Origin of the sequence: Faecalibacterium longum (assembly GCF_040094125.1) — a bacterium.
Classification (GTDB): domain Bacteria; phylum Bacillota; class Clostridia; order Oscillospirales; family Ruminococcaceae; genus Faecalibacterium; species Faecalibacterium longum.
In genome coordinates this window covers 22,626-44,490 of sequence record NZ_JBBNIH010000111.1, presented here as the reverse complement: position 1 = coordinate 44,490, position 21,865 = coordinate 22,626, and the positions used below count along the sequence as shown (strand labels likewise).

Here is a 21,865-nt window from a genome sequence, read left to right as displayed (position 1 = left end):
GGCTCCCCTACTAGGGGAGGCTTTGGCATTCCGTAGCGCTTTGCCTCTTCGCCAGAGGCTCCCCTACTAGGGGAGCTGTCGAACGAAGTGAGACTGAGAGGTTGTACAGAGCAGCGCCTTTCCTCTACATCTCCCCACGTGATACCCCCAGCACCACCCCCATCTCCCCCAGCAGCATCATGAGGCTGGTGCCGCCGGAGGAGAAAAAGGGCAGCGAGATGCCGGTGTTGGGGATGGTGTTGGTAACGACAGCCACGTTCAGCACCGCCTGCAGGGCCACCTGCACCACGAATCCCACCACCAGCAGTGCCCCGAACCGGTCGGGCGCATGGGCTGCGATGGTGATGCCCCGGCAGAGCAGCAGCACGAACAGCCCCACCACTGCGCAGGCCCCCACGAAGCCCAGTTCCTCGCAGACGATGGAGAAAATGAAGTCGTTCTGAGGCTCGGGGACGAAAAGATGCTTCTGGCGGCTTTCCCCCAGACCGAGGCCGGTGGCCCCGCCGGAGCCGATGGCATAGAGGCTCTGGATGGTCTGGTGGCCATCGCCCAGTGGGTCGGCGAAGGGATCGAGCCAGGAGCGGAGCCGGTCGGCGGCGTAGGGGACGAGGTCGGGCATGACGGCCACCGCCGCACCAATGGCCCCGACGCCTCCCGCGCCCGCCAGCAAAAACCACCGCAGCCCCGTACCACCCACGAACATCAGCACCGCGCCGATGCCGAGGATGAGGACGGTGCCGGACAGGTGCGGCTCCAGCAGCATCAGGGCCGCCACCACCCCCAGCACCAGCGCAAAGGGCAGGACACCCACGCTGAAATCCTTCATTCGGTCGTGATTCAGTGCAATGATGTGGGAAAACACCAGCACCACCGCAAACTTTGCGATCTCGCTGGGCTGCAGGGTGCCGAACCCCGGGATGACCAGCCACCGCTTGCAGCCGTTGTACTCGGGCATGAAGAGCACCGCCGCCAGCAATATCAGTGACAGCCCAAGCAGCGGCCACGCCAGCTTATGGAAGATATGGTAATCTACCCGGCTGGCCAGCCACATCCCGCAGAGCCCCAGCGCCGCGTAGAGCAGCTGAGGCCGCAGATAGGCCCAGGCGTCGCCCCGCCGGTAGAGCGCCACGGCGCTGGACGCGCTGGCCAGCATCACCAGCCCGAAGCCCACCAGCGTGAGCACAAGTATCAGAAACGGCAGGTCCATGCCGGGCAGCGGACGCAGGATCCTCTTCTTCATCCTCTCCCCCCTTCCCTTTAGTGTACGCACCGGGGCGGACGGCTAGTCACGGGGTCTCGCGCATATGATTGCAGGAAGGGAGGTGCTGTCTCATGTCCGAATCGCCAAAACCCGCCGACGCCCTGCGCACCCTGCCGGAACGGGCGTTCCGCGCCCGGGCAAGGCTGGTGGCGGGGGTGTTCTGTCTGGTCTGCTGCGGGCTGGCGGTGCGGCTTTTATTTTTGCAGGTGCTGGGCGGCGGCTGGTACACCGACCGCGCTCTGGGCCAGCAGCTGCGGGACACCGTCGTCCCCGCCGACCGGGGCCGTATTTATAGCGCCGACGGCGTCCTTCTGGCGGCCAACAGCAGCTGCTGGACCCTCCGGGCCTCGCCCCGGGAGATGCCGGAAGATAAACTCGCCCTCGCGGCCAAGGGGCTGGCGGAGATCCTGGAGCTGGACGAAGGGAAGCTTCTCGAGAAATTCAGCGACCGCCACTCCAACGACTGCCTCCTGCGCTACCGGGTAGACCGGGCCATGGCCGACGCCGTGCGGGACTTCTGCGAGGCAAACGGCATCACCGGCATCCGTATCGATCAGGACTCGAAGCGCTGGTACCCGCAGGGGGAGTTTCTGGCCTCGGTGCTGGGGTTCACCAATGTGGACAACGCGGGCGTCTCGGGCCTCGAACTGAAGTATGACGACCTGCTCACCGGCGAAAACGGCGTCGTCCTCACGGCGGTGAACGCCTGGGGCTACACCCTCGAGCAGAGCTATGAGACCGAGCGTTTCCCCACCGAGGGGGACGGCCTGCGGCTCACCATCGACGCCAACATCCAGCACTACCTCGAGAACGCGCTGGGCTACGCGGTAAAGGAACACCACGTCGCAGCCCGTGCCGTGGGCATCGTCATGGACGTGAACACCGGGGCCGTGCTGGCCATGTCCACCACCCCCGCCTACGACCCCAACCAGCCCCGTGTGCTGGCCGACAAGGCCGCCCGGGAGGCCGTAGAGGGGCTTTCCGGCGACGAGCGGGCGGCGGCATTGCAGCTGGCCCAGCAGACCCAGTGGCGGAACAAGGCCGTCAGCGACCTCTACGAGCCGGGCAGCGTCTTCAAGCTCATCACCTGCGCGGCGGCGCTGGACACCGGGGCTGTGAGCAAAAATTCCAGCTTCTACTGCGGCGAGAGCATCTCGGTGGCCGGCACCCGCTTCCACTGCGCCAACCACAAGCGCCACGGCGCGCAGACCGTCACTCAGGCCCTTGAGAACTCCTGCAACCAGAGCTTCATCCAAATCGGCGCAAGGCTGGGCAAGGAGGCGTTCTGCGACTACTTTGCGGCCTTCGGCCTCCGCGCGCCCACCGGCATCGACCTGCCCGCCGAACCGAAAAAGAGCCTCTACTACACCGCCGACCGGATGGGGCCGGTGGAGCTGGCGTCCTGCGCCTTCGGGCAGAGCAGCAAGATTTCCTACCTCGAGATGGCGTCGGCGGTCTGCGCCGTGGTCAACGGCGGGCGGCTGATGCAGCCCTACGTCGTCTCGGACATCCTCGGCCCGGAGGGCGAAGTCATCGACCACCTCTCCCCCGTCTGCAAGCGGCAGGTGCTGAAAGAGGAGACCTCCCGCACCATGCGGGAGATGATGGAAGCCGTCGTCCTCTACGGCGGCGGCCGGAACGCCCAGATCGCGGGCTACCGGGTAGGCGGCAAGAGCGGCACCAGCCAGAAGCTGGACAGCGCCGACGAGAAGGCCCGCATCGCCAGCTTTGTGGCCGTGGCTCCCATCGACGACCCCCAGTTTTTGTGTCTCGTCTGCCTCGACGAGCCCCACAGCTGGACGACAGCGGGCGGCAGCCTCTCGGCCCCGGTCTGCGCCGAGGTCCTCGAGCAGACGCTGGTGTACAAGGGTATCCCCCGCGCCGCTGTCCCGGATACGCCTGCTTCCGACGCTGAGACTTCCGCCGACCTTCCCGAGGACGGTGACAGCTTCGACGGGGCGTAAAAATGGGCAAAAGAAAAGACCGCTGGACGGCGGTCTTGGAAGGTCGATATTTTTCAGCTCTGCTGCGGCTGGTCGCGGAACACGATCTCGCCGGTGGCGCTGTCCATGGACTCGACGATAGCGAGGCTCTCCAGCTGGATGCCCTTGCTGCGGATGAGGTCGCCGCCCTGCTGGAAGCCCTTCTCGACGGCGATGCCGATGCCCTCGACGGTGGCACCAGCCTTCTCGGTCAGCTCCAGCAGACCCAGCAGGGCGCAGCCGTTGGCCAGGAAGTCGTCGATGATGAGAACGTGGTCCTCGGGGGTGAGGAACTTCTTGGAGACGATGACATTATAAATTTTCTTGTGGGTGAAGGACTGGATCTTCGTCTCGTAGTTGTCGTAGTCCAGGTTGATGCTCATGGACTTTTTGGCGAACACCACCGGCACGTTGAACTCGCTGGCCACCACAGCCGCGATGCCGATGCCGCTGGCCTCGATGGTGAGCACCTTGTTGATGGGCTTGCCATCGAACAGGCGCTTCCACTCCTTTGCCATCTCGCGGAACAGCGGAATGTCCATCTGATGGTTGATGAAGCTGTCCACCTTGAGCACGTTGCCCTCACGGACGATGCCGTCTTTGCGGATGCGATCTTCCAGCATTTTCATAGTTCGTCTCTTCCTCCCAATTTTCCTGTCACAAAACGGTCAATATTTCATATCAGTATACCGGATACTTTCCCGGTTGGCAAGGCTTTTTCTGCCCAAATTTGACTCGTTCTCTCCGGTTTTTTCAGCCCTTTCGATTATAAGTACGACTTTTGTGGTACGGTCTGTGTCTCAGGGCGGGCGATTTGTGCAGTTGTCTCTTGTTTTCTGCGCAAAATCGAGTATACTGGTAGCAACCGGAAACGGCTTGCTGCGGCCGACGAGGGCCGCACCGGGAAAAGGAGTCAGTATATGAAGACAGGGTTAGTATTAGAGGGCGGTGCCATGCGGGGGATGTTCACCGCAGGCGTTCTGGATGTCCTGATGGAGCACGGCCTCACCACCGATGGCACCATCGGCGTGTCGGCGGGCGCGGTGTTCGGCTGCAACTTCAAGTCGCACCAGATCGGCCGTGTCATCCGCTACAACACCGAATATTGCAACGACAAGCGCTACGCCAGCTTCCGCAATCTGCTGCGCACCGGCAACCTCTACAGCGAGGATTTCTGCTACCACGAGGTGCCGGAAAAGCTGGACCCCTTTGATGAAGAGGCCTTCCGCGCTTCGCCCATGGACTTCTTTGTCGTCTGCACCGACCTGCATACCGGCGACCCGATCTACCACAAGTGCCGCAGCGGCGACGCCGAAGACGTGCGCTGGATGGAGGCCTCGGCGTCCATGCCGCTGGCGGCGAAGGCCGTCAGGATCGGCCACTACTCCCTGCTGGACGGCGGCGTGGCCGACTCCATCCCCGTCCGCTTCTTCGAGAGCCTGGGTTACAAGCGGAACCTCATCATCCTGACCCAGCCCAAGGGCTTCGTGAAAAAGAAAAACCCCCTGCTGCCCGCCATCCGTGCGCGGTATCTGCGCTATCCGGCCTTCGTGGCAGCGGTGGCCGACCGTCACGAGCGGTACAACGAGACCCTCTCCTACATCGCCATGCAGGAGGCATCGGGCAAGGACTATGTCATCCGCCCGCCCATCCCGCTGGAGATCGGCGCTATGGAGCGCGACCCCGCCCAGCTGCGCCGGGTCTACGAGACGGGCCGCGCCGTGGCGGAGAACCAGATCGATAAGATAGAGGCGTTCCTGAACGATGTGAAGGAGACGGAGGAATAACCTCTCCATCACGGCTGACGCCGTGCCACTGGCGGCGGTCGTCGTTGTTGCTCCTAACGAGGGGAGGCTTTGGCATTCCGTAAAGCTTCTCCTCTTCGCCAGAGGCTCCCCTACTAGGGGAGCTGTCGAGCGGCAGCGAGACTGAGAGGTTGTACGAAGACGAGCCTAACCTACAAACAAAGCAGGAGCCCCATCCATTCGGATGGAGCTCCTGCTTTTCTTATAACTTACTGCATATCCGTCTCAGAGATGGGGGTATCCAGCTCATCGGCGGGGGTGTCCGCCGTCTCAGGCTGTTTGCCCTTCTTCTCCTTGAGGGGCTTTTCGCCCTTGGGGCCGTGCTTCGACTTGATGCGCTTTGCCAGCAGAAGGAGCAGCACCAGCAGGGCTGCGCCGCCGGCGCAGAAGGCCCAGATGGGGAGCTTTGCAGGGACGAAAGCCACTTCGACCTCGGTGCCGGTAGTGGTGAAGGTGGTGTAGCTGCCGAAGCTGCCCGTCTCCACCTTATGCCAGCTGCCGTCGGCCTGCTTGACGTAGACCTTACCCTTGGCCTTGCCGGGGGTCAGATAACGGATCTGGTGGGTCTCATTGCCGTCATCGGTGAACTCCAGCAGCCACTGCTCTGTCACACCGTGGACATCGGCTGTGATGTCCTGCTGGGTGACCTGCACGGCGTTGGAACCGCCGAAGAAGCCGTCCACGAAGAAAACGGGACGTCCGTTCTCGCGGGTGACGCTGCTGCTCAGAGACGGGATGTAGGGCGTGTACTCCACATTGACCACGGTGTCGGTGTGGAGCTGGTCGAGGACGGGTGTGCTCCACTCGGCGTAGTATCCATTCTTCTGGGGGATCTCGGGGTAGTCGTCCAGCGTGAAGGACGCACCGTAGTCAAAGCTGATCTTCTTGATGATGTGGCCGTCGGCCTTGAAGGTCAGGTTCAGCTTGCGGAAGGAGTCCGGCACATTCTCCTGAGCCAGCAGGGTCTCATAGGTGACCGGCTCTGCCTGACCGACGCGGCTCAGGCGGTCGATGCCCTGCAGATCGTCGGAGACGAAGAGGTTGCCATAGAAGCCGCCGTCCTGTCCGCCGGAGACAGCACCCACGTACTGCTGGCCTTCCAGCACAGAGACGATGGCGCGGTTGTTGATGGCGATGAGGCTGCCATCCGTGAGATCGCTGTCGGTACCCTGACCGACGATGCCGCCGATGTACTTTTCACCGCTGAGGGCGCATTTTGCCCAGTTGCTGCGGAGCTTGGCGCTGGCCGCACCAGCAATGCCGCCCACCTGATTGACGCCGGTGACGTCGCCGTAGGACTCGCAGGCCGTCACAAGGCCCAGCTCCTCCTGACCGACGATGCCGCCGACCATGTCCTTCTTGGCGGTGATGCTGCCCTCGTTGATGTTGCCGATGAGGACGGCGCTGACGGTATAGGAGGTGCGCAGCAGCGAGGTACCCTCGTCCTTGTTGTCCTCCTCGGGGTCCAGCAGGTTCTCGACGCCCATGGTACCGGCGATGCCGCCCACGTTCATGTCGGCGTCGATGGTGCCGCGGTTGATGCTGTTCTCAATTTTGCCGTCGGACTGGGAAGCGATGAGGTCTTCCGACTCATCCTCGTAGATGGTCTTGCTGCCCGGGTCGCTGATCTCTTCCACAGCATCCAGCATCAGGTTGGACACGACGCTGACCTGTGCGGTCACGGCGCGCATCTTGTCGGTCAGCTGGTTGCTGGCGGTGCGCATGGTGCTGTTGATGTCGTCCATCTTGTCGTTGATGGCGCTGACAGCATCAAAGAGGGAGTCCTTGGTGTTGGTCAGTTCTGCCGAGGGACGAGGCACCTTGATAGGGTCCTGCTGGTTGAGCCAGTGGAGGATGTCGCGGGTCTGGCCCATCATATCGGTCAGGCCGCCGAGGCCGTCCTGCATCTGGCCCATGGCCACGGAGGTATGCGCCAGCGTTGCACTGGTGAGGGCGGCGTCGGTCTTGAGCAGGTCGAGGGAGTCGCTCAGGTCATCCATGGCGTCTCTCAGCTTGTCGGAAGCATCGCTCAGCTGATCGAGACCATCCTTGATGCTGCCGCCGCCGTTATTGCCGACCCAGTCCTTGATGTTGTCCATGATGCCGTCGGTGATGCTGCCCATGCCGTCCAGCGCGTCAGAGGCTTTGGTCAGAGCCGTAGCCAGCTCGGGGTGGTCGGAGGCCGAGACGGACTTGGCAGCGCTGCCCACGATGCCGCCCATCTGGGTGGCAATGGTAGAGATGGTGCCGATGGCACTTGCGATTTGGGAAGTAGCACGGGCAATGTCACTGTCGTTGGACAGGAGGGACGCCGTGCGCAGCAGGCCCATGCCTGCGGTGACGGCCTTCATTGCCGGGGCCATGCCGCTGCCCAGCGTGAAGACGCTGGCCACGGAGTTGGCCACCTTCAGCAGCTCAATGCCGGTCTTGAGGTTCTTGTCGGACTTCTTGTCCGAGGACAGGGAGTCGTATGCGGAGAGGATGCCGGAGATGGCCTGCGAGGCAGCGCTGTCATCGCCGGTATCAACAGACTCCAACAGCTGTTTGATACCCTCAGAGATAGCCGACATACCGTCACGGCCATCCTCGGCCGCGTCGCTCACCTTGCCCAGACCGTCGCTGGTCTTGCTGAGGGCGCTGGATGCCATCAGCATCTCAGCGGCCATCTCGCGCATGGCCCACTTGAGGTTTCCGGTGGCATCGGTCAGCTTGGTCATGGCATCTTCGCCGGTGTCCATGACGGGTTCGAGTTTGGTGAGGGTATCGGCCAGCAGAGTGGAGGCGCGGTCGATCTCGTCGGCCACCTCGTCGCCGTAGTCGCTGGCCTGATCGTCCAGCTGGCGTGCCGCTGCAATGGCGGTGTCCATCTGGCTGGTCATGGCGCTGAAGGAATTGGAGATGCTGGTGGTGGAGTTCTCGACGACGCCGGTGGTGTCATCGACAAGGCCGCGCAGAACATCCAGCTCCGAACGGAGACGCTTGATGGTGTCCTTGGAGAGGTCGAGTTCGCGATAGGGTTCCGCCTGACCGGCGATGCCGCCCACGTCCTTGCGGCCCAGAACATGGCCCTGATTGACACAGCCGGATACGAGGCCGTCGGTGCGGCCCACGATGCCGCCCACGTTGTAGCCGATATGCTCGTAGCCGACAGTTCCGGTGTTGACGCTGGTCAAGATCATGCCGGAGGAGCGGCCTGCGATGCCGCCGGTGTCGGTAGCGACGTTGGTGACGGAATTGGTGGCGTCGTCATCGGCGGCGGCCATCTTGTTGTTGATATAGTCCACCATCTTGGCCGTGAAGCCGTCGGTGTCGAGAGATGCTTCCTGATATTCGGTGTTGATGCTGCCCACATTGGTGCAGCCGGTGATGGCGCCAAGGTTGTAGCCTGCGATGCCGCCGGTGGAAGATTTGCCGGTGACGATGGCGCGGGCAGTGCTGTGGTCGATGGTGCCTTCGGACTCGTTGCGGCCCACGATGCCGCCCACCTCGCTGTCGCCGGTGACGACGCCGGTGAACTGGCAGTTGATGAGGGTACCGTGGTTGATGCCTACGATGCCGCCGGTGGTGGTGTCGGCAGAGTCAGAGACAGACACGATGCCCCGCACGCTCAGGGACTCGACGGAGCCCTGTTCCTCCACGATGTCGAAGAGGCCCGCCGGGGAATACTGGCCCGTAATGGTCAGGTCCGAGATGGTGTGGCCATTGCCCTTGAACTGTCCGCTGAAGGACGGAATGGGCTCCCACAGCATCCCCTCGAGGGAGAGGTCTTTCTGTAGAATAACCGTCTTGCCCACCGACCACTGGTCGTAGGCACAGCTCTTGGCCAGCGAAAGCAGGTCCGAGACGCTGTTGATGTAAATGGTATCGCCGTCGTCAGACGCGAACACCGGCAGTGCGATGCTCAGCGCCAGCACAGCGGCCAGAAGCGCAGCCGTCAGGCGGCGCAGCAGATGGTTACTGGTCTTCATTCTGCACCTCCTGTTGTTTATTGTCGTCCAGTTCCTGAGAGACGTTGCCCGAGATGACGGTCAGCTGGACGTCGCCGTCCACGATGGCGTTCATCGTACCGGCCACAGAGCCGTGGATCTCGCCCTGCACGATGCCATTGACGCGCATACGGCCATTGCCGCTGCTGCGGGCCACCAGCTTCGGCACAGCAAAGGAGGTACGGTCCACGATGCGGGTGCCGATGAGCAGAATCTGAGGCAGGACGAAGAGGACGAGGATGATGGAGATGATGGTGCCTCGGCCCAGACACTGGCCGATGCCCACGATGCAGGCGTCGGAAGTCATCTGGCCGATGAGGATGCCGGACACGGTCATGATGGTGCCGGAAGTCAGGATGGTCGGGAACGCGAAGTTGATGGTCTCTATCATGGCCTGCTTGTGCTCCATCTTATCCTTCAGCTCGTTGAAACGGGTGGCGATGACGATCGCGTAGTCGATGTTCGCGCCCATCTGGATGGAGCTGACGATGAGGTAGCCCATGAAGTAGAGGTTGGTCCCCATGAAATACGGGAACGAGAAGTTTATCCAGATAGCGCCCTGGATGACCACGATGAGCAGGATGGGCATACCGACGGACTGGAAGGTGAACAGCAGCACCAGCAGGACGATAAAGATGGACACGACGTTGACGACGACATTATCGATGGCGAAGGACTTCTGGAAATCGTACTCGTTGGTGGCGTCACCGGCCATGTAGAGCTCGCCGTCCGGGTAATACTTCCGGGCGATGGAGCGGATGGTGTCGGTGAACTCATAAGTAGTCTGGCCGGGTTCCAGAGAGGGGCTCAGGTAGATGAGGACGCGGTTGTAGTCGTCGCCCTGCAGCTGGGCCAGTGCGCTCTCCATCTGGTCGCGGGCGTCGTGGAGGTCGTCCAGGTCTTCCTGAGAGAGGGAGACGATGCCGGTGTCGGCCTCGTCGCAGACGTAGAGGAACATATCCACGAGCGGCACTTTATAGGATGCGAAGTTGCCGATGACCTGGCCGTACTCCTCGTTCTCGATGGCGTAGGCGGTGTAGATCATCTGGGCGGCCTCATAGTCCAGATCGGCCATCTCGGAGAACTGGCGGGCGGTGAGCTCGTCTTCCAGCATATAGCCGTCCTGGGCCTCGATGTTGGACAGACCCTTGGTGGAGTCTATCTCATCGCAGCTTTCCAGCTCCTCCAGCATCTTTTTCTCGATGCTGTAATCGTCGTTCTTGGGGTAGACGAGTGCCACGAGGTTCGACTTGGTGAAGTTTTCTTCGATCATCTGGTCCGCGATGAGGGATTCGTTCATCTTCGGCACCTTGATGACATCGTAGCCGTAGGCGTAGGGACAAAGGTTCGAGAAGTGGTAACCGATGAGGATGACCACCAGGAAGATGACAGGGATGACCTTGCGGGTGTGCCATGCAAAGCGGCCCACGAAGGGGATCTCCGGAACGAAGTTCCTGTGCTTGGTTTTATCCATGTAGGGTCCGAAGAGCATCAGCAGGCCGGGCATGACCACGAACACCGAGAGCATCGCAAAGAGGATGGACTTGATGAGGCAGATGGCCATATCGGAGCCGATGCGGAACTGCATGAACAGCATAGCCACAAGGCCGCCGACGGTGGTCAGGGAGCTGGAGCTGATCTCGGGGATGCTCTTGCTCAGGGACTCGATGACGGCCTCCTTCAGAGGCATGGTCTGGTGTTCTTCCTTGAAGTGGTTGCAGAAGATGATGGCGTAGTCCAGCGACAGCGCCAGCTGCAGGATGTTCGTGACCGAGTTGGACACGAAGGAGATGGTGCCGAGCATGAAGTTTGTACCCATGTTCAGGATCATGCCCACCACGAAGGTGAGGATGAGGACAGGCACCTCGGCGTAGGTCTGGGACGTCAGGAGCAGGACGATGACGATGATGACGGCAACGTACACCATGATGACCCGTACCTCGGCATCAATGGTCTCCTGCTGGGTGTTGCCCAGCGAGGTGGAGACATAGATGTCGTAGTCGGCGAGGTATTCCTTCACCCGGTCAAGGGCCTCGAGGCACTGGTCATCGTCCTCGGGGTAGTCGAAGGTGATGGAGTAAAGGGCCGACACTGCGTCCTTATTATAATGGTCGGTCGTGTCGTCGTAGTCCAGCATCTGGACGCCCTTGAGCTCGGTGAGCCGGTCGGAAAGCTCATCGGCCTCAGCGGGCGTGATGTTGGCCACCATGACGTCGGCAGAGCCGTAGGTCGTGAACTGCTCGTCCATGATGTCAAGGCCCATGCGGGTCTCCGAGGTCTTGGGCAGGTAGGTGGTCATGTCGGTCTCGACCTTGACCCACCGCACCGAGAACACCGTGAAGATGGCAGCCAGAATGACAAACAGGAACACAAGGTTGCGGCGTTCCACGATCTGGCGCGCAAGCTTGTGCATGAAGTCTATCTGCGGTTTTTCGTGTTCGTTCAAAGCGTCCGTCCTCCTTTGTCGTGATTTTTTTGCAGTTTCATCCCCGGGGATGGGCTGCGCAGTCGTCTCATAAACAACCTCCGTCCGATAAACTACATTTGGTGATTTTGTGAAAAATCAAAGGGAAATATTTGTACAAATGATATAATAGAGCGCTGCCCATCAAAAAGCAAGCGGCAAAACCGCGCGAATGATAAAATTTGCTTGTTCTTAGCCAAGGCGCAGCTTGCCTTTTAACCTCTCCGTCACGGCTGACGCCGTGCCACCTCCCCTAACGAGGGGAGGCTTTGGCATTTCGGTAAACTTTCCCTCTTCGCCAGAGGCTCCCCTCGCTAGGGGAGCTGTCGAGCGATAGCGAGACTGAGAGGTTTATTTTCTTTTCTTTCGCCGCGGCCCCGCATTGACGTAGCCGAACACTGTGCCGCAGACGCCGCCGACGATGTGCATGAAGTTGGCCACGTTGTCCCGCACAAAGATGATGTCATAGACCTGCTGGCCCAGATAGAGCGCCGCCACCAGCAGCATGGTGACGGGGATGCCGCCCGAGAAGCCGGACAGGGATGCCAGCATGATGAGCATGAAGACGATGCCCGACGCGCCCAGCAGCGCCGTGCGGGGGAACAACGCACACTGCAGAATGCCCGAGATGAGGGCCGTGAGCAGGATGCCTTTGAGCAGGGGCAGGCTGCCGTACTTTTCTTCCATCGGCGGGCCGACGACGAGGAGAAGCAGCATATTGTTCAGGAAATGGTCCCAGCTGCCGTGGCCCAGCACATGGCCGAAGAGCCGGATGTAAAACAGCGGGTCTTTCAGCGAGGAACGGTAGACGCTGAACAGATGGGTGGTCGTCCAGCCGCCGGTGTACTGGCCCAGGAACAGCACCCCCAGTGAGAGGAGGAAAAATGTCAGGATGACCGGCGAATTGTACTGCACAGACAGCGTGAATTTGGGTCGTTTCGTAGTTGTTTCCTTCTTTCCCGGCCCGTCCGGGGCCGCAGTATGAGTGATACGACCATCATATCATAATCTTCAAGGTTTTTCCACAACTTTCGTCGGTTCAACCCCGGGTCTGCTCCCAATAGGCCCCCATGCTCTGGCCGGGCTGGTCGGTGACTTCGTCGTTCAGGTAGTCCGCGAGGCCCACGGCGGCAGGCTGCCAGCTGCGGGCTGCCTCTACTGTGGGGTACTCCACCTCGGCGTACCAGAACTCCGTCGGCTGGCCCTCGTCCACATGATTCACTTCCAGCACCGCACCGTCCGGCAGCAGGTAGCTGCGGCGGAGCTTCGGGATGAGGGGCCTGCCGATGATCTTCGTCTCGAGGTCATTGAAAAGCGCAGGGTCGATGTCCCGCTCGATCTCTTCCCTCGCCAGCCCGCTGCCCGACTTGAAGCAGAGGACGTAGTGGGTCTTGCCGCCCGTCAGGGCCTCTTCCCGGATGCGGACGGTGGGCCGCACGCTGATGTAGCCCTGCCGCATGGCAAACTCCTCTTTCAGCGGCAGCCCCTCCGGCCAGCCGCTTACCATCCACTTGCGCTCGATCTCCATGATGTTTTCCTTCCTTTCGGCGGTTTTTGTATTTATTCTAACATATTTTTATGGTATTATAAATGGTGAGTTAGCCAAAAGATAACCTCTCCGTCACGGCTAACGCCGTGCCACTGCCCGGGTTGCGGCACCCAGCATCCGTAGCGCTTTGCTTGCGTCTTGCTGGCCGCTGCCCCAACAGCGACTCCCTGTTTCCGCCACTGGCGGCGGTCGTCGTTGTTGCTCCTATCGAGGGGAGGCCTTGGCATTCCGTAAAGCCTCGCCTCTTCGCCAGAGGCTCCCCTACTAGGGGAGCTGTCTGCGAAGCAGACTGAGAGGTTGTACAAAGGCGAAGCCTTCCCTCGTGCAGCAGCCGTGACGGAGAGGTTCATCCTCAATTATTAAGGAGCAACCATGAAATCAGAACGCAGCTATCCTATTTATAAAGTAAACAAAAAAGCCGAGGCCAGCCTCGTGGGCGGACATCCGTGGGTGTACGAGAACGACATCCTCGAGTTCCCGGAGACAGAGCCTGAGAACGGAACCCTCGCCGACGTGGTGAGCCCGAAGGGCGCTTACCTCGGCACCGGCTTCGTCTCTCTCAAGAGCAAGATCCGCGTCCGCCTCATCTCCCGCAACGCCAACGACACCTTCGACGCCAGCTTCTGGCGCCGCCGCGTCGAGTACGCCTGGGCCTACCGCAAGACCGTCCTCGAGCCTGCCGACCTCTCGGCCTGCCGGGTCATCTTCGGCGAGGCCGACCAGTTCCCCGGCCTGACCGTGGACCGCTTCAACAACATCCTCGTCACCCAGACCCTCAGCGTCGGCATGGAAAAGCTGAAGCCTGTCCTCTTCCCCCTCCTCGCCGAAGTGCTGCGGGCCGACGGCCAGACCATCGACGGCATCTACGAGCGGAACGACGAGGCTCTGCGGGCCAAAGAGGGCCTCGAGCAGAGCAAGGGCTGGTTCGAGCTGCCGGGTGAAAGCCACCCCGTCTCCACCCAGACCGAGATCTGCGAGAACGGCGTCTACTACCACGTCGATTTCGAGAACGGCCAGAAGACCGGCTTCTTCCTCGACCAGAAGTACAACCGCCGGGCGGTCGCCCGCCTCGCCGCCGGCCACACCGTGCTGGACTGCTTCACCCACACCGGCAGCTTTGCCCTCAACGCAGCCAGCGGCGGCGCAGCCCGGGTCACGGCAGCGGACATCAGCGCCGACGCCATCGCCATGGCCCAGCGGAACGCGGAGCGCAACGGCCTGACCAACATGGACTTCCTCTGCGAGGATACCTTCGAGCTTCTGCCCCGCCTCGAAAAAGAAGGCCATCCCTACGATTTCATCATCCTCGACCCGCCGGCCTTCACCAAAGCCCGCCGCACGGTGGAAAACGCCATGCGGGGCTACAAGGAGATCAACTACCGGGCCATGAAGCTCCTGCCCCGGGGCGGCTACCTCGCCACGGCAAGCTGCTCTCATTTTGCCACCGAGGAGCTGTTCATCAAGATGCTGCGCTCCGCCGCAAAGGACGCTCACCGCCAGCTGCGCCAAATCGAAGTGCGCCAGCAGGCCCCCGACCACCCCATCCTCTGGGGCGTGCCGGAGACGAACTATCTGAAGTTTTTCCTGTTTCAGGTGATTTAACCTCTCCGTCACGCCTACGGCGTGCCACCTCCCCTAACGAGGGGAGGCCTTGGCATTCCGTAAAGCTTTGTCTCTTCGCCAGAGGCTCCCCTACTAGGGGAGCTGTCTGCGAAGCAGACTGAGAGGTTGTACGAAGGATAGCCTGACCACGCAGTGATGCCTGAGAGGGCAATAGTCATACCATCCGCGCAATACTCCAAAAAATCGGGAGTCAGTTTGTGCAGAATCGTCAAATCTGTCTATTGCGTTTTTCGCCCCGTTCGGCTATAATCATCGCATAGACAGCAACGACGCTGTGAGTCACCTCCTGACTCGCAGCGTCGTTTCGTTTAACCCGATATTTCGCGGGAGAGCCCGCCTCTTTCCGCGTGAAAATCCGCGACCAGCTGAAGTATTTCAATTCAAGTAAGGAGTAGGATTTATGGCAGCAAATGTTATGGAGATCTACGGCAGCAAGGTGTTCAACGAGCACGTCATGAAGGAGCGCCTTCCCAGCGCTACCTACAAGAGCCTCGAGAAGACCCTGCACAAGGGCGCACCTCTGGACATCGAGGTGGCAAACGTCGTGGCCAGCGTCATGAAGCGCTGGGCCATGGAGCTGGGTGCCACCCACTACACCCACTGGTTCCAGCCGCTGACCGGCATTACCAGCGAGAAGCATGACGGCTTCGTCTCCCCCGTGGGCGACGGCACCGCCATCATGGAGTTCAACGGCAAGGAGCTGGTGCGCGGCGAGCCCGACGCCTCTTCCTTCCCCTCCGGCGGCCTGCGTGCCACCTGTGAGGCCCGCGGCTACACCGCATGGGACCCCACCAGCTTCGCTTTTGTGAAGGACGACGTCCTCTGCATCCCCACTGCATTCGTCAGCTACACCGGCGAGGCGCTGGACAAGAAGACTCCCCTGCTGCGCTCCATGAACGCGCTGTCCAATCAGGCCATCCGCGTCCTGAAGCTCTTCGGCAAGGACGTGGATTACGTCTCCACCACCGTCGGCCCCGAGCAGGAGTACTTCCTTATTAAGAAGGAAGACTACGAGGCCCGTCAGGACCTCATCCTCACCGGCCGCACCCTCTTCGGCGCACCGTCTGCCAAGGGTCAGGAGCTGGAAGAGCACTACTTCGGCGTCATCCGCCCCGAGGTCTCCGCTTTCATGAAGGAGCTGGACGAAGAGCTGTGGAAGCTGGGCGTCCCCGCTAAGACCAAGCACAACGAGGTGGCTCCCTGCCAGCATGAGCTGGCCCCCATCTTCGACACCACCAATGTCGCCATCGACCACAACCTGCTGACGATGGAGATGATGAAGAAGCTGGCCCCCAAGTACGGTCTGGTCTGCCTGCAGCACGAGAAGCCTTTCGAGGGCGTCAACGGCAGCGGCAAGCACAACAACTGGTCCATGTCCACCACCCACGAGAACCTGCTGGACCCGGGCGACACCCCCATGGAGAACCTGCAGTTCCTGGTCTTCCTGGCCGCCGTCATCAAGGCTGTCGATGAGTACGCCGACCTGCTCCGTACCTCCGTCGCCACCCCCGGCAACGACCACCGTCTGGGCGCCAACGAGGCACCTCCGGCCATCATCTCCATCTTCGTGGGCGAAGAGCTGGAAGCCGTCATCGACGCCATCGCTTCCGATTCTCCCTACGCCGGCCCCGTCAAGATGAAGATGGACCTCGGCGTCGATGTCCTGCCCAAGTTCAGCAAGGACACCACCGACCGCAACCGTACTTCTCCCTTTGCCTTCACCGGCAACAAGTTTGAGTTCCGTATGCCCGGCTCCGCCGAGAACCTGAGCGATTGCAACACCATCCTGAACACCGCCGTCGCCAAGGAGCTGAAGGGCTACGCTGACGAGCTGGAGAAGGCCGACGACTTCACCAGCGCCGCCATCGCCCTCGTCAAGCGCACCATCCGCGACCACCGCCGCGTCATCTTCAACGGCAACGGCTACACTGCCGAGTGGGAAGAGGAAGCTGCAAAGCGCGGTCTGCCCAACAAGAAGAACACCCCCGCCGCTCTGCCCGCCCTCATCGAGCCGAAGAACATCGCCCTGATGGAGGACTTCGGCGTCCTGACCAAGGTCGAGATGGAGAGCCGCTACGAAGTTGAGATGGAGCACTACTCCAAGATCATCAACATCGAGGCCCTGACCATGCTGGAGATGGCCCGCAAGCAGCTGCTGCCCGCCGTCAACGCCTACATGAGTGAGGTCGCCAACACCGCCGCCTCCAAGCTGGCCGTCAGCGAGAACCTGAGCGTCCGCAGCGAGACGAAGGCACTGACCCGCCTGTCCGCTGACGCCGACGCCATGAGCGACGCTGTGGACGAGCTGCAGGCCGCCGTCGATGCCGCAAAGGCCCTCTCCGACGAGAGCGCAAAGGCCGTCGCCTTCCACGACGACGTTCTGCCCAAGATGGACGCCCTCCGCGCCGCCGCCGACGACGCCGAGACCATCTGCGGCGAGGACTACTGGCCTCTGCCCAGCTACAGCAAGATGCTCTACTACGTCTGATCTTCACATACCAGCGTAGAATAAAGCACCACAGGCTGAGGCGCTTATCTGAGCCATTCTCCTTTTCCTATTTCTTACACCAGCCTGAAGACCTGCCTCTGTACAGAGGCAGGCCTTTGGGCGTTTTTTAAGAAGACATACTTTTCAGAGGACACACACCTATGAGTTATACGACACAGCAGGACATCCTCGATTTCGTCGAGGACAACAATGTAAAATTTGTCCGCTTCGCGTTCTGTGACATCTTCGGCTTCCAGAAGAACATCGCCGTGCTGGCAAGCGACCTTCCCAAGGCGCTGGAAGATGGCGTCTGCTTCGACGGCAGCGCCATCGCGGGCTTCATGCACGTGGAGGAGAGCGACCTGGTGCTCCGGCCCGACCTGTCCACCATGACCATCCTGCCCTGGCGCACGGCTGAGGGCCGGGTGATGCAGTTCTTCTGCGACGTGGAAAAGCCGGACAACACCCCCTTCGGCGGCAACTGCCGCGGCTTCCTGCGGGACATCAACCGCCGGTTCAAGCAGCTGGGCCTGCGCTGCAACGTCGGCACCGAGTGCGAGTTCTATCTCTTCGAGAACGACGACCGGGGCCGTCCTACCCGCATCCCCATCGACGCAGGCGGCTATTTCGACGTAGCGCCGCTGGACGCCGGCGAGAACATCCGCCGGGACATCTGCCTGACCATGGAGCAGATGGGCCTCGCCCCCCAGCACAGCCACCACGAGAACGGCCACGGCCAGAATGAAATTGACTTCCACTACGCCGGCCCCCTCAAGACCGCCGACAACATCTTTCTGTTCAAGCAGATCGTCCGGGCCGTGGCGGCCAGCAACGGCTTCCACTCCAGCTTCCTGCCGAAGCCGCTGCCCGACCAGGCCGGCAGCGGCCTCCACATCAACCTCTCGCTGACCATGGACGGCAAGAACCTCTTTGAGGGCGACATCGCCCCCGACAGCATCCCCGGCAGCTTCATGGCGGGCATCCTCCACCACAGCCGGGAGCTGACGGCCTTCACGAATCCCCTGCCCAACAGCTACCTCCGCTTCGGCTGCGACGAGGCTCCCCGCTACGTGAGCTGGAGCCGCCAGAACCGCAGCCAGCTGGTTCGCATCCCGCAGGTGAAGGGCGACAACTGCCGCATGGAGCTGCGCAGCCCCGACCCCGCCTGCAACCCCTACCTTGCCATCGGCCTCGTGCTGGCAGCAGGCCTCGACGGCATCGAGCACCGGATGGAGCTGTCTGCCCCTGTCAACCGCAACCTCTTCATCCCGGGCGAAGCCGCCGGTCTCGGTCTCGAGACCCTGCCCGCCTCGCTGGAAGAGGCCGTCGAGGTGGCCAGGAACAGCGAGTTCCTTCACAAATTCCTGCCCGACGAGCTGAGCCGCCGCTACTATGCCGAGGCTCTGCGCCGCTGCGAGGCGCTCAAGAACGCCTCCGACCCCGCCGAATATGAGCGCGTCCACTACTTCAATGCCATCTAATGCAGAATGACATAGGAAAGGAGTGAGCCGAATGGGACGTGCCCTGATCGTAAGCGCGGGCGCAAGCTCCAACGAATATATCTCCGCACGCCTGACGGAGCTGGGCTATGCGCGGCCTATCATCGTACCAAGTGCGGCGGAGGCGCGGCGGAGGATGCTGGAATCCGACTTTGAGCTCATCGTGGTCAACTCGCCGCTGCCGGATGAGTTCGGCCACGAGCTGTGCGCCGACGCCGTGGAGAAAACGGATGCCGGTGTGATATTTCTGGCCAAGGCCGCAGCCGCCGAGCAGCTTCTGACCCCGCTGAGCGAAGAAGGTGTTCTGCTGGTCACAAAGCCCTTCTCCAACACCTTCTTTTTGCAGGCCATCCACATGGCCGCCGCCAGCAACCACCGCCTCCTGCTTTTGCGGCAGGAGAATCAGCGGATGCAGGAAAAGCTGGCGCAGGTGCGGCTGGTGAGCCGCGCCAAGTGCTGCCTCATCGAGCTGGGCCATATGACCGAGGCCGAGGCGCACCGCTACATCGAGAAAAAAGCGATGGACACCCGGCGCGACCGCGCCGAGGTCGCGCAGGAGATACTGGACTCCTACGACCCCGCGCAATAATGCGTATTGCGCCCCCACTGAGGGGAAGTATTTGCTTATCGTGATATTCACGGAAAAGAATATCTGTAAATTAGAGGAGAACCATTATGGCAAAGTTTATTTTCGTGACCGGCGGCGTCGTCTCCGGTCTGGGCAAAGGCATCACCGCCGCCTCTCTGGGCCGACTGCTGAAGTGCCGCGGCCTCAAGGTGGCCAGCCAGAAGCTGGACCCCTACGTGAACGTGGACCCGGGTACCATGAGCCCCCTGCAGCACGGCGAGGTCTTCGTCACCGACGACGGCACCGAGACCGACCTGGACCTGGGCCATTACGAGCGCTTCATCGACGAGAATCTGAACAAGTATTCGAACCTCACCACCGGCAAGGTCTACTGGAACGTGCTGAACAAGGAGCGTCAGGGCGCTTACCTCGGCCAGACCGTCCAGATCATCCCCCACATCACCAACGAGATCAAGAGCTATATCTACAATCTGGCCTCTTCCACCGAGGCCGATGTGGTCATTACCGAGATCGGCGGCACCACCGGCGACATCGAGAGCCAGCCTTTCCTCGAGGCCATCCGTCAGGTGGGCCTCGAGCAGGGCAAGGAGAACTGCTGCTTCATCCATGTGGTGCTGGTGCCTTACATCTCCGGCTCCGATGAGTACAAGTCCAAGCCCGCACAGCACTCCGTCAAGGAGCTGCAGGGCATGGGCGTCAGCCCCGACATCATCATCCTGCGCGCCGACGGCAGCGTGGGCAGCGACATCCGCCGGAAGATCAGCACCTTCTGCAACGTCAAGCCGGAGTGCGTCATCGAGAACCTGACCATGCCCAGCCTCTACCAGTGTCCGCTGATGCTCCACACCGGCGGCCTCGACGACGTGGTGGTCAAGCAGCTGCATCTGGATGTTCCCCCCGCCGACCTCACCGAGTGGAAAGAGATGCTGGCCCGGATCGCCACCCGCAGCAAGACCTGCACCATCGCCCTCGTGGGCAAGTACGTCAAGCTGCATGACGCCTATCTGTCCGTCATGGAAAGCCTCTACCACGCCGGATTCGAGAACGACAGTCAGGTGGAGATCAAGTGGGTCGAGAGCGAGGACCTGCCCGACCAGGCAGCCTGCAAGGAAGCCTTTGCGGACGTGGACGGCATCATCGTCCCCGGCGGCTTCGGCGACCGCGGCATCGAAGGCATGATACAGGCCGCACAGTACGCCCGCGAGAACGATGTTCCCTACTTCGGCATCTGCCTCGGTATGCAGATCATGGTCATGGAGTTCGCCCGCCACGTCCTGGGCTACGCCGACGCCAACTCCAGCGAGTTCACCCCCGAGGGTCATCACAACGTCATCGACCTGATGGACGACCAGCAGGGCAACATCCCCAAGGGCGGCACCATGCGTCTGGGCAAGTATCCCTGCACCGTCCTGCCCGGCACCAAGATGGCCGAGTGCTACGGCCAGAGCGAGATTTGGGAGCGCCACCGCCACCGCTACGAGTTCAACAACGACTACCGTCAGGAGATGCAGGACGCCGGTCTGGTCATCTCCGGCACCAGCCCCGATGGCCGCCTTGTGGAGACCGTGGAGCTGCCGGGCCGTGACTTCCACCTCGGCGCACAGTTCCACCCCGAGTTCAAGAGCCGTCCCAACCGCGCACATCCCCTGTTCAAGGGCTTCATCGCAGCGGCGCTGAAGTTCAAGAAGGGCAAGATGGGGCACTGAGAGGTTGTACGAAGGCAAACCTGACCCTAAACTCAAAAGCACCCGCTTTCCACATCACCGTGGAGAGCGGGTGCTCTTTTTGCTATGATGCTATGTAGCCGTGCTTACTTGCTGGCCTTCGTGGTCTTCTTACGAGTGGCGGTCTTGCGGGCAGGCTTTGCAGCAGGAGCGGCCTCGGCGGGCTTTTCCTCGGCTTTGGCGGGTGCGGCTTCAGCCTTTGCCGCAGCGGACTTCGCAGCAGTCTTGGCGGCGGTCTTCTTTGCCGCAGGCTTTCTGGTGGTCTTCTTCACAGCAGGTGCAGCCTTTTCCTCAGCCGGCTTTTCCTCGGCGGGAGCAGCGGCCTCGGCCTTGACCTCAGCGGGCTTTTCCTCCGCCTTGGGGGCGTGCTTTGCGCGGTCCTTCACCTCGGAGATGGTCCACAGCTGGTCCTCGCCGGCAGTCTCCTGCCAGATCTGGAGCACAGCGCCGTCCGCAGTACCCATGCCCACGGTGTCGATGCACTTGCCGGCAGCCCACATGGAGCGCAGGCGGACGGTGCCGGCCGGGGTGGGCTCCATCTTCCACATCTGGGAAGTGCCGCCCACGTCCTCCCACAGGTGGAGCCAGGTGCCGTTTGCGGTGCCGGTCATCATCAGGTCGATGAGCTTGCCGGAAGCGCGGTTGCGGATACGGTAAACGCCGTCGCCCTCGCGGACGAAAGCCCACTCCTGCTCGGGCTTGCGCTCGTACTTGCCCAGACGGATGTTGCCGCCGTCCTTGACGCTCTCCACAGCCTGAATGACGCTGCCGGTCTTGGCGGCGATGGTGTAGAAGCGGTCTGCTTCAATGATAGTCTGTGCCACAGATTTCATAAGATTTCCCTCCGTATCCCGGGGCAGGATCTCCCCGGAACTCTTCTCTGCGCTGTTTTTTG

At 61.5% G+C, this 21,865-nt stretch carries 14 protein-coding genes; 7 read left to right on the top strand and 7 right to left on the bottom strand.

Translation table 11 applies throughout. From position 1 onward, the window contains the following. Nucleotides 1-124: 124 nt before the first annotated feature. The gene (locus AAAU26_RS04625; RefSeq protein WP_227619035.1) at nt 125-1,240 is read right to left on the bottom strand and encodes an FtsW/RodA/SpoVE family cell cycle protein; all 1,116 of its coding nucleotides are present in this window, start codon (nt 1,238-1,240) and stop codon (nt 125-127) included. A 92-nt stretch (nt 1,241-1,332) separates the two neighbouring features. Between AAAU26_RS04625 and AAAU26_RS04620 the strand changes: the two genes are divergently transcribed. Continuing rightward, complete coding sequence (locus tag AAAU26_RS04620; protein ID WP_227619034.1) at nt 1,333-3,225, top strand: peptidoglycan D,D-transpeptidase FtsI family protein; 1,893 nt, start codon at nt 1,333-1,335, stop codon at nt 3,223-3,225. Nucleotides 3,226-3,278: 53 nt separating this feature from the next. On the opposite strand, the gene AAAU26_RS04615 is transcribed toward AAAU26_RS04620, so the two are convergent. Beyond that, nucleotides 3,279-3,872, bottom strand: a complete 594-nt coding sequence (locus AAAU26_RS04615) for a xanthine phosphoribosyltransferase (protein ID WP_015563641.1) — start codon at nt 3,870-3,872, stop codon at nt 3,279-3,281. Between the two features lie 291 nt (nt 3,873-4,163). On the opposite strand from AAAU26_RS04615, the gene AAAU26_RS04610 reads away from it, so the two are divergent. Continuing rightward, nucleotides 4,164-5,030, top strand: a complete 867-nt coding sequence (locus AAAU26_RS04610) for a patatin-like phospholipase family protein (RefSeq protein ID WP_227619033.1) — start codon at nt 4,164-4,166, stop codon at nt 5,028-5,030. Between the two features lie 227 nt (nt 5,031-5,257). Here AAAU26_RS04610 and AAAU26_RS04605 read toward each other — a convergent pair whose 3' ends face one another. The 4 genes from AAAU26_RS04605 to AAAU26_RS04590 all read right to left on the bottom strand — a co-directional run bounded on the left by AAAU26_RS04605 (nt 5,258) and on the right by AAAU26_RS04590 (nt 13,026). After that, nucleotides 5,258-9,016 carry an autotransporter outer membrane beta-barrel domain-containing protein gene (locus tag AAAU26_RS04605; protein ID WP_227619032.1) on the bottom strand — a complete coding sequence of 1,253 codons (3,759 nt, stop codon included), beginning with the start codon at nt 9,014-9,016 and terminating at the stop codon, nt 5,258-5,260. Further along, nucleotides 9,003-11,480, bottom strand: coding sequence for an efflux RND transporter permease subunit (locus AAAU26_RS04600; RefSeq protein ID WP_217211557.1), 2,478 nt, complete (start codon nt 11,478-11,480; stop codon nt 9,003-9,005). The genes AAAU26_RS04605 and AAAU26_RS04600 overlap by 14 nt, the downstream gene beginning before the upstream one ends. Before the next feature lie 369 nt (nt 11,481-11,849). Next, entirely contained in the window at nt 11,850-12,419 is a 570-nt protein-coding gene (locus AAAU26_RS04595; protein WP_227619054.1) for a rhomboid family intramembrane serine protease, read from the bottom strand. A gap of 118 nt (nt 12,420-12,537) precedes the next feature. After that, entirely contained in the window at nt 12,538-13,026 is a 489-nt protein-coding gene (locus AAAU26_RS04590) for a CYTH domain-containing protein (RefSeq protein ID WP_227619031.1), read from the bottom strand. A 393-nt stretch (nt 13,027-13,419) separates the two neighbouring features. Here AAAU26_RS04590 and AAAU26_RS04585 point away from each other — a divergent pair, with 393 nt between their 5' ends. From AAAU26_RS04585 to pyrG, 5 genes are all read left to right on the top strand, one after another. Then, on the top strand, nt 13,420-14,649 hold the full coding sequence (locus AAAU26_RS04585; RefSeq protein WP_227619030.1) for a class I SAM-dependent rRNA methyltransferase: 1,230 nt from the start codon (nt 13,420-13,422) through the stop codon (nt 14,647-14,649). 421 nt (nt 14,650-15,070) lie between these two features. Then, nucleotides 15,071-17,158: a glutamine synthetase III family protein gene (locus tag AAAU26_RS04580; RefSeq protein WP_158405116.1), complete on the top strand. Its 2,088-nt coding sequence runs from the start codon at nt 15,071-15,073 to the stop codon at nt 17,156-17,158. 161 nt (nt 17,159-17,319) lie between these two features. Beyond that, nucleotides 17,320-18,639, top strand: coding sequence for a glutamine synthetase family protein (locus AAAU26_RS04575; protein ID WP_227619029.1), 1,320 nt, complete (start codon nt 17,320-17,322; stop codon nt 18,637-18,639). A gap of 31 nt (nt 18,640-18,670) precedes the next feature. Beyond that, nucleotides 18,671-19,246 (top strand): ANTAR domain-containing response regulator, encoded by a 576-nt coding sequence (locus AAAU26_RS04570; protein ID WP_217211562.1) that lies wholly within the window; start codon nt 18,671-18,673, stop codon nt 19,244-19,246. 86 nt (nt 19,247-19,332) lie between these two features. Then, on the top strand, nt 19,333-20,952 hold the full coding sequence (gene pyrG / locus AAAU26_RS04565) for a CTP synthase (protein ID WP_227619028.1): 1,620 nt from the start codon (nt 19,333-19,335) through the stop codon (nt 20,950-20,952). Between the two features lie 104 nt (nt 20,953-21,056). On the opposite strand, the gene AAAU26_RS04560 is transcribed toward pyrG, so the two are convergent. Next, nucleotides 21,057-21,803: an RICIN domain-containing protein gene (locus AAAU26_RS04560; RefSeq protein ID WP_227619027.1), complete on the bottom strand. Its 747-nt coding sequence runs from the start codon at nt 21,801-21,803 to the stop codon at nt 21,057-21,059. Nucleotides 21,804-21,865: the final 62 nt, after the last annotated feature.

Coding starts and splice junctions, on each gene's coding strand:
- AAAU26_RS04625 (WP_227619035.1), bottom strand. CDS start 1,240: ATGAAGAAGAGGATCCTGCGTCCGCTGCCCGGCATGGACCTGCCGTTT.
- AAAU26_RS04620 (WP_227619034.1), top strand. CDS start 1,333: ATGTCCGAATCGCCAAAACCCGCCGACGCCCTGCGCACCCTGCCGGAA.
- AAAU26_RS04615 (WP_015563641.1), bottom strand. CDS start 3,872: ATGAAAATGCTGGAAGATCGCATCCGCAAAGACGGCATCGTCCGTGAG.
- AAAU26_RS04610 (WP_227619033.1), top strand. CDS start 4,164: ATGAAGACAGGGTTAGTATTAGAGGGCGGTGCCATGCGGGGGATGTTC.
- AAAU26_RS04605 (WP_227619032.1), bottom strand. CDS start 9,016: ATGAAGACCAGTAACCATCTGCTGCGCCGCCTGACGGCTGCGCTTCTG.
- AAAU26_RS04590 (WP_227619031.1), bottom strand. CDS start 13,026: ATGGAGATCGAGCGCAAGTGGATGGTAAGCGGCTGGCCGGAGGGGCTG.
- AAAU26_RS04585 (WP_227619030.1), top strand. CDS start 13,420: ATGAAATCAGAACGCAGCTATCCTATTTATAAAGTAAACAAAAAAGCC.
- AAAU26_RS04580 (WP_158405116.1), top strand. CDS start 15,071: ATGGCAGCAAATGTTATGGAGATCTACGGCAGCAAGGTGTTCAACGAG.
- AAAU26_RS04575 (WP_227619029.1), top strand. CDS start 17,320: ATGAGTTATACGACACAGCAGGACATCCTCGATTTCGTCGAGGACAAC.
- AAAU26_RS04570 (WP_217211562.1), top strand. CDS start 18,671: ATGGGACGTGCCCTGATCGTAAGCGCGGGCGCAAGCTCCAACGAATAT.
- pyrG (WP_227619028.1), top strand. CDS start 19,333: ATGGCAAAGTTTATTTTCGTGACCGGCGGCGTCGTCTCCGGTCTGGGC.
- AAAU26_RS04560 (WP_227619027.1), bottom strand. CDS start 21,803: ATGAAATCTGTGGCACAGACTATCATTGAAGCAGACCGCTTCTACACC.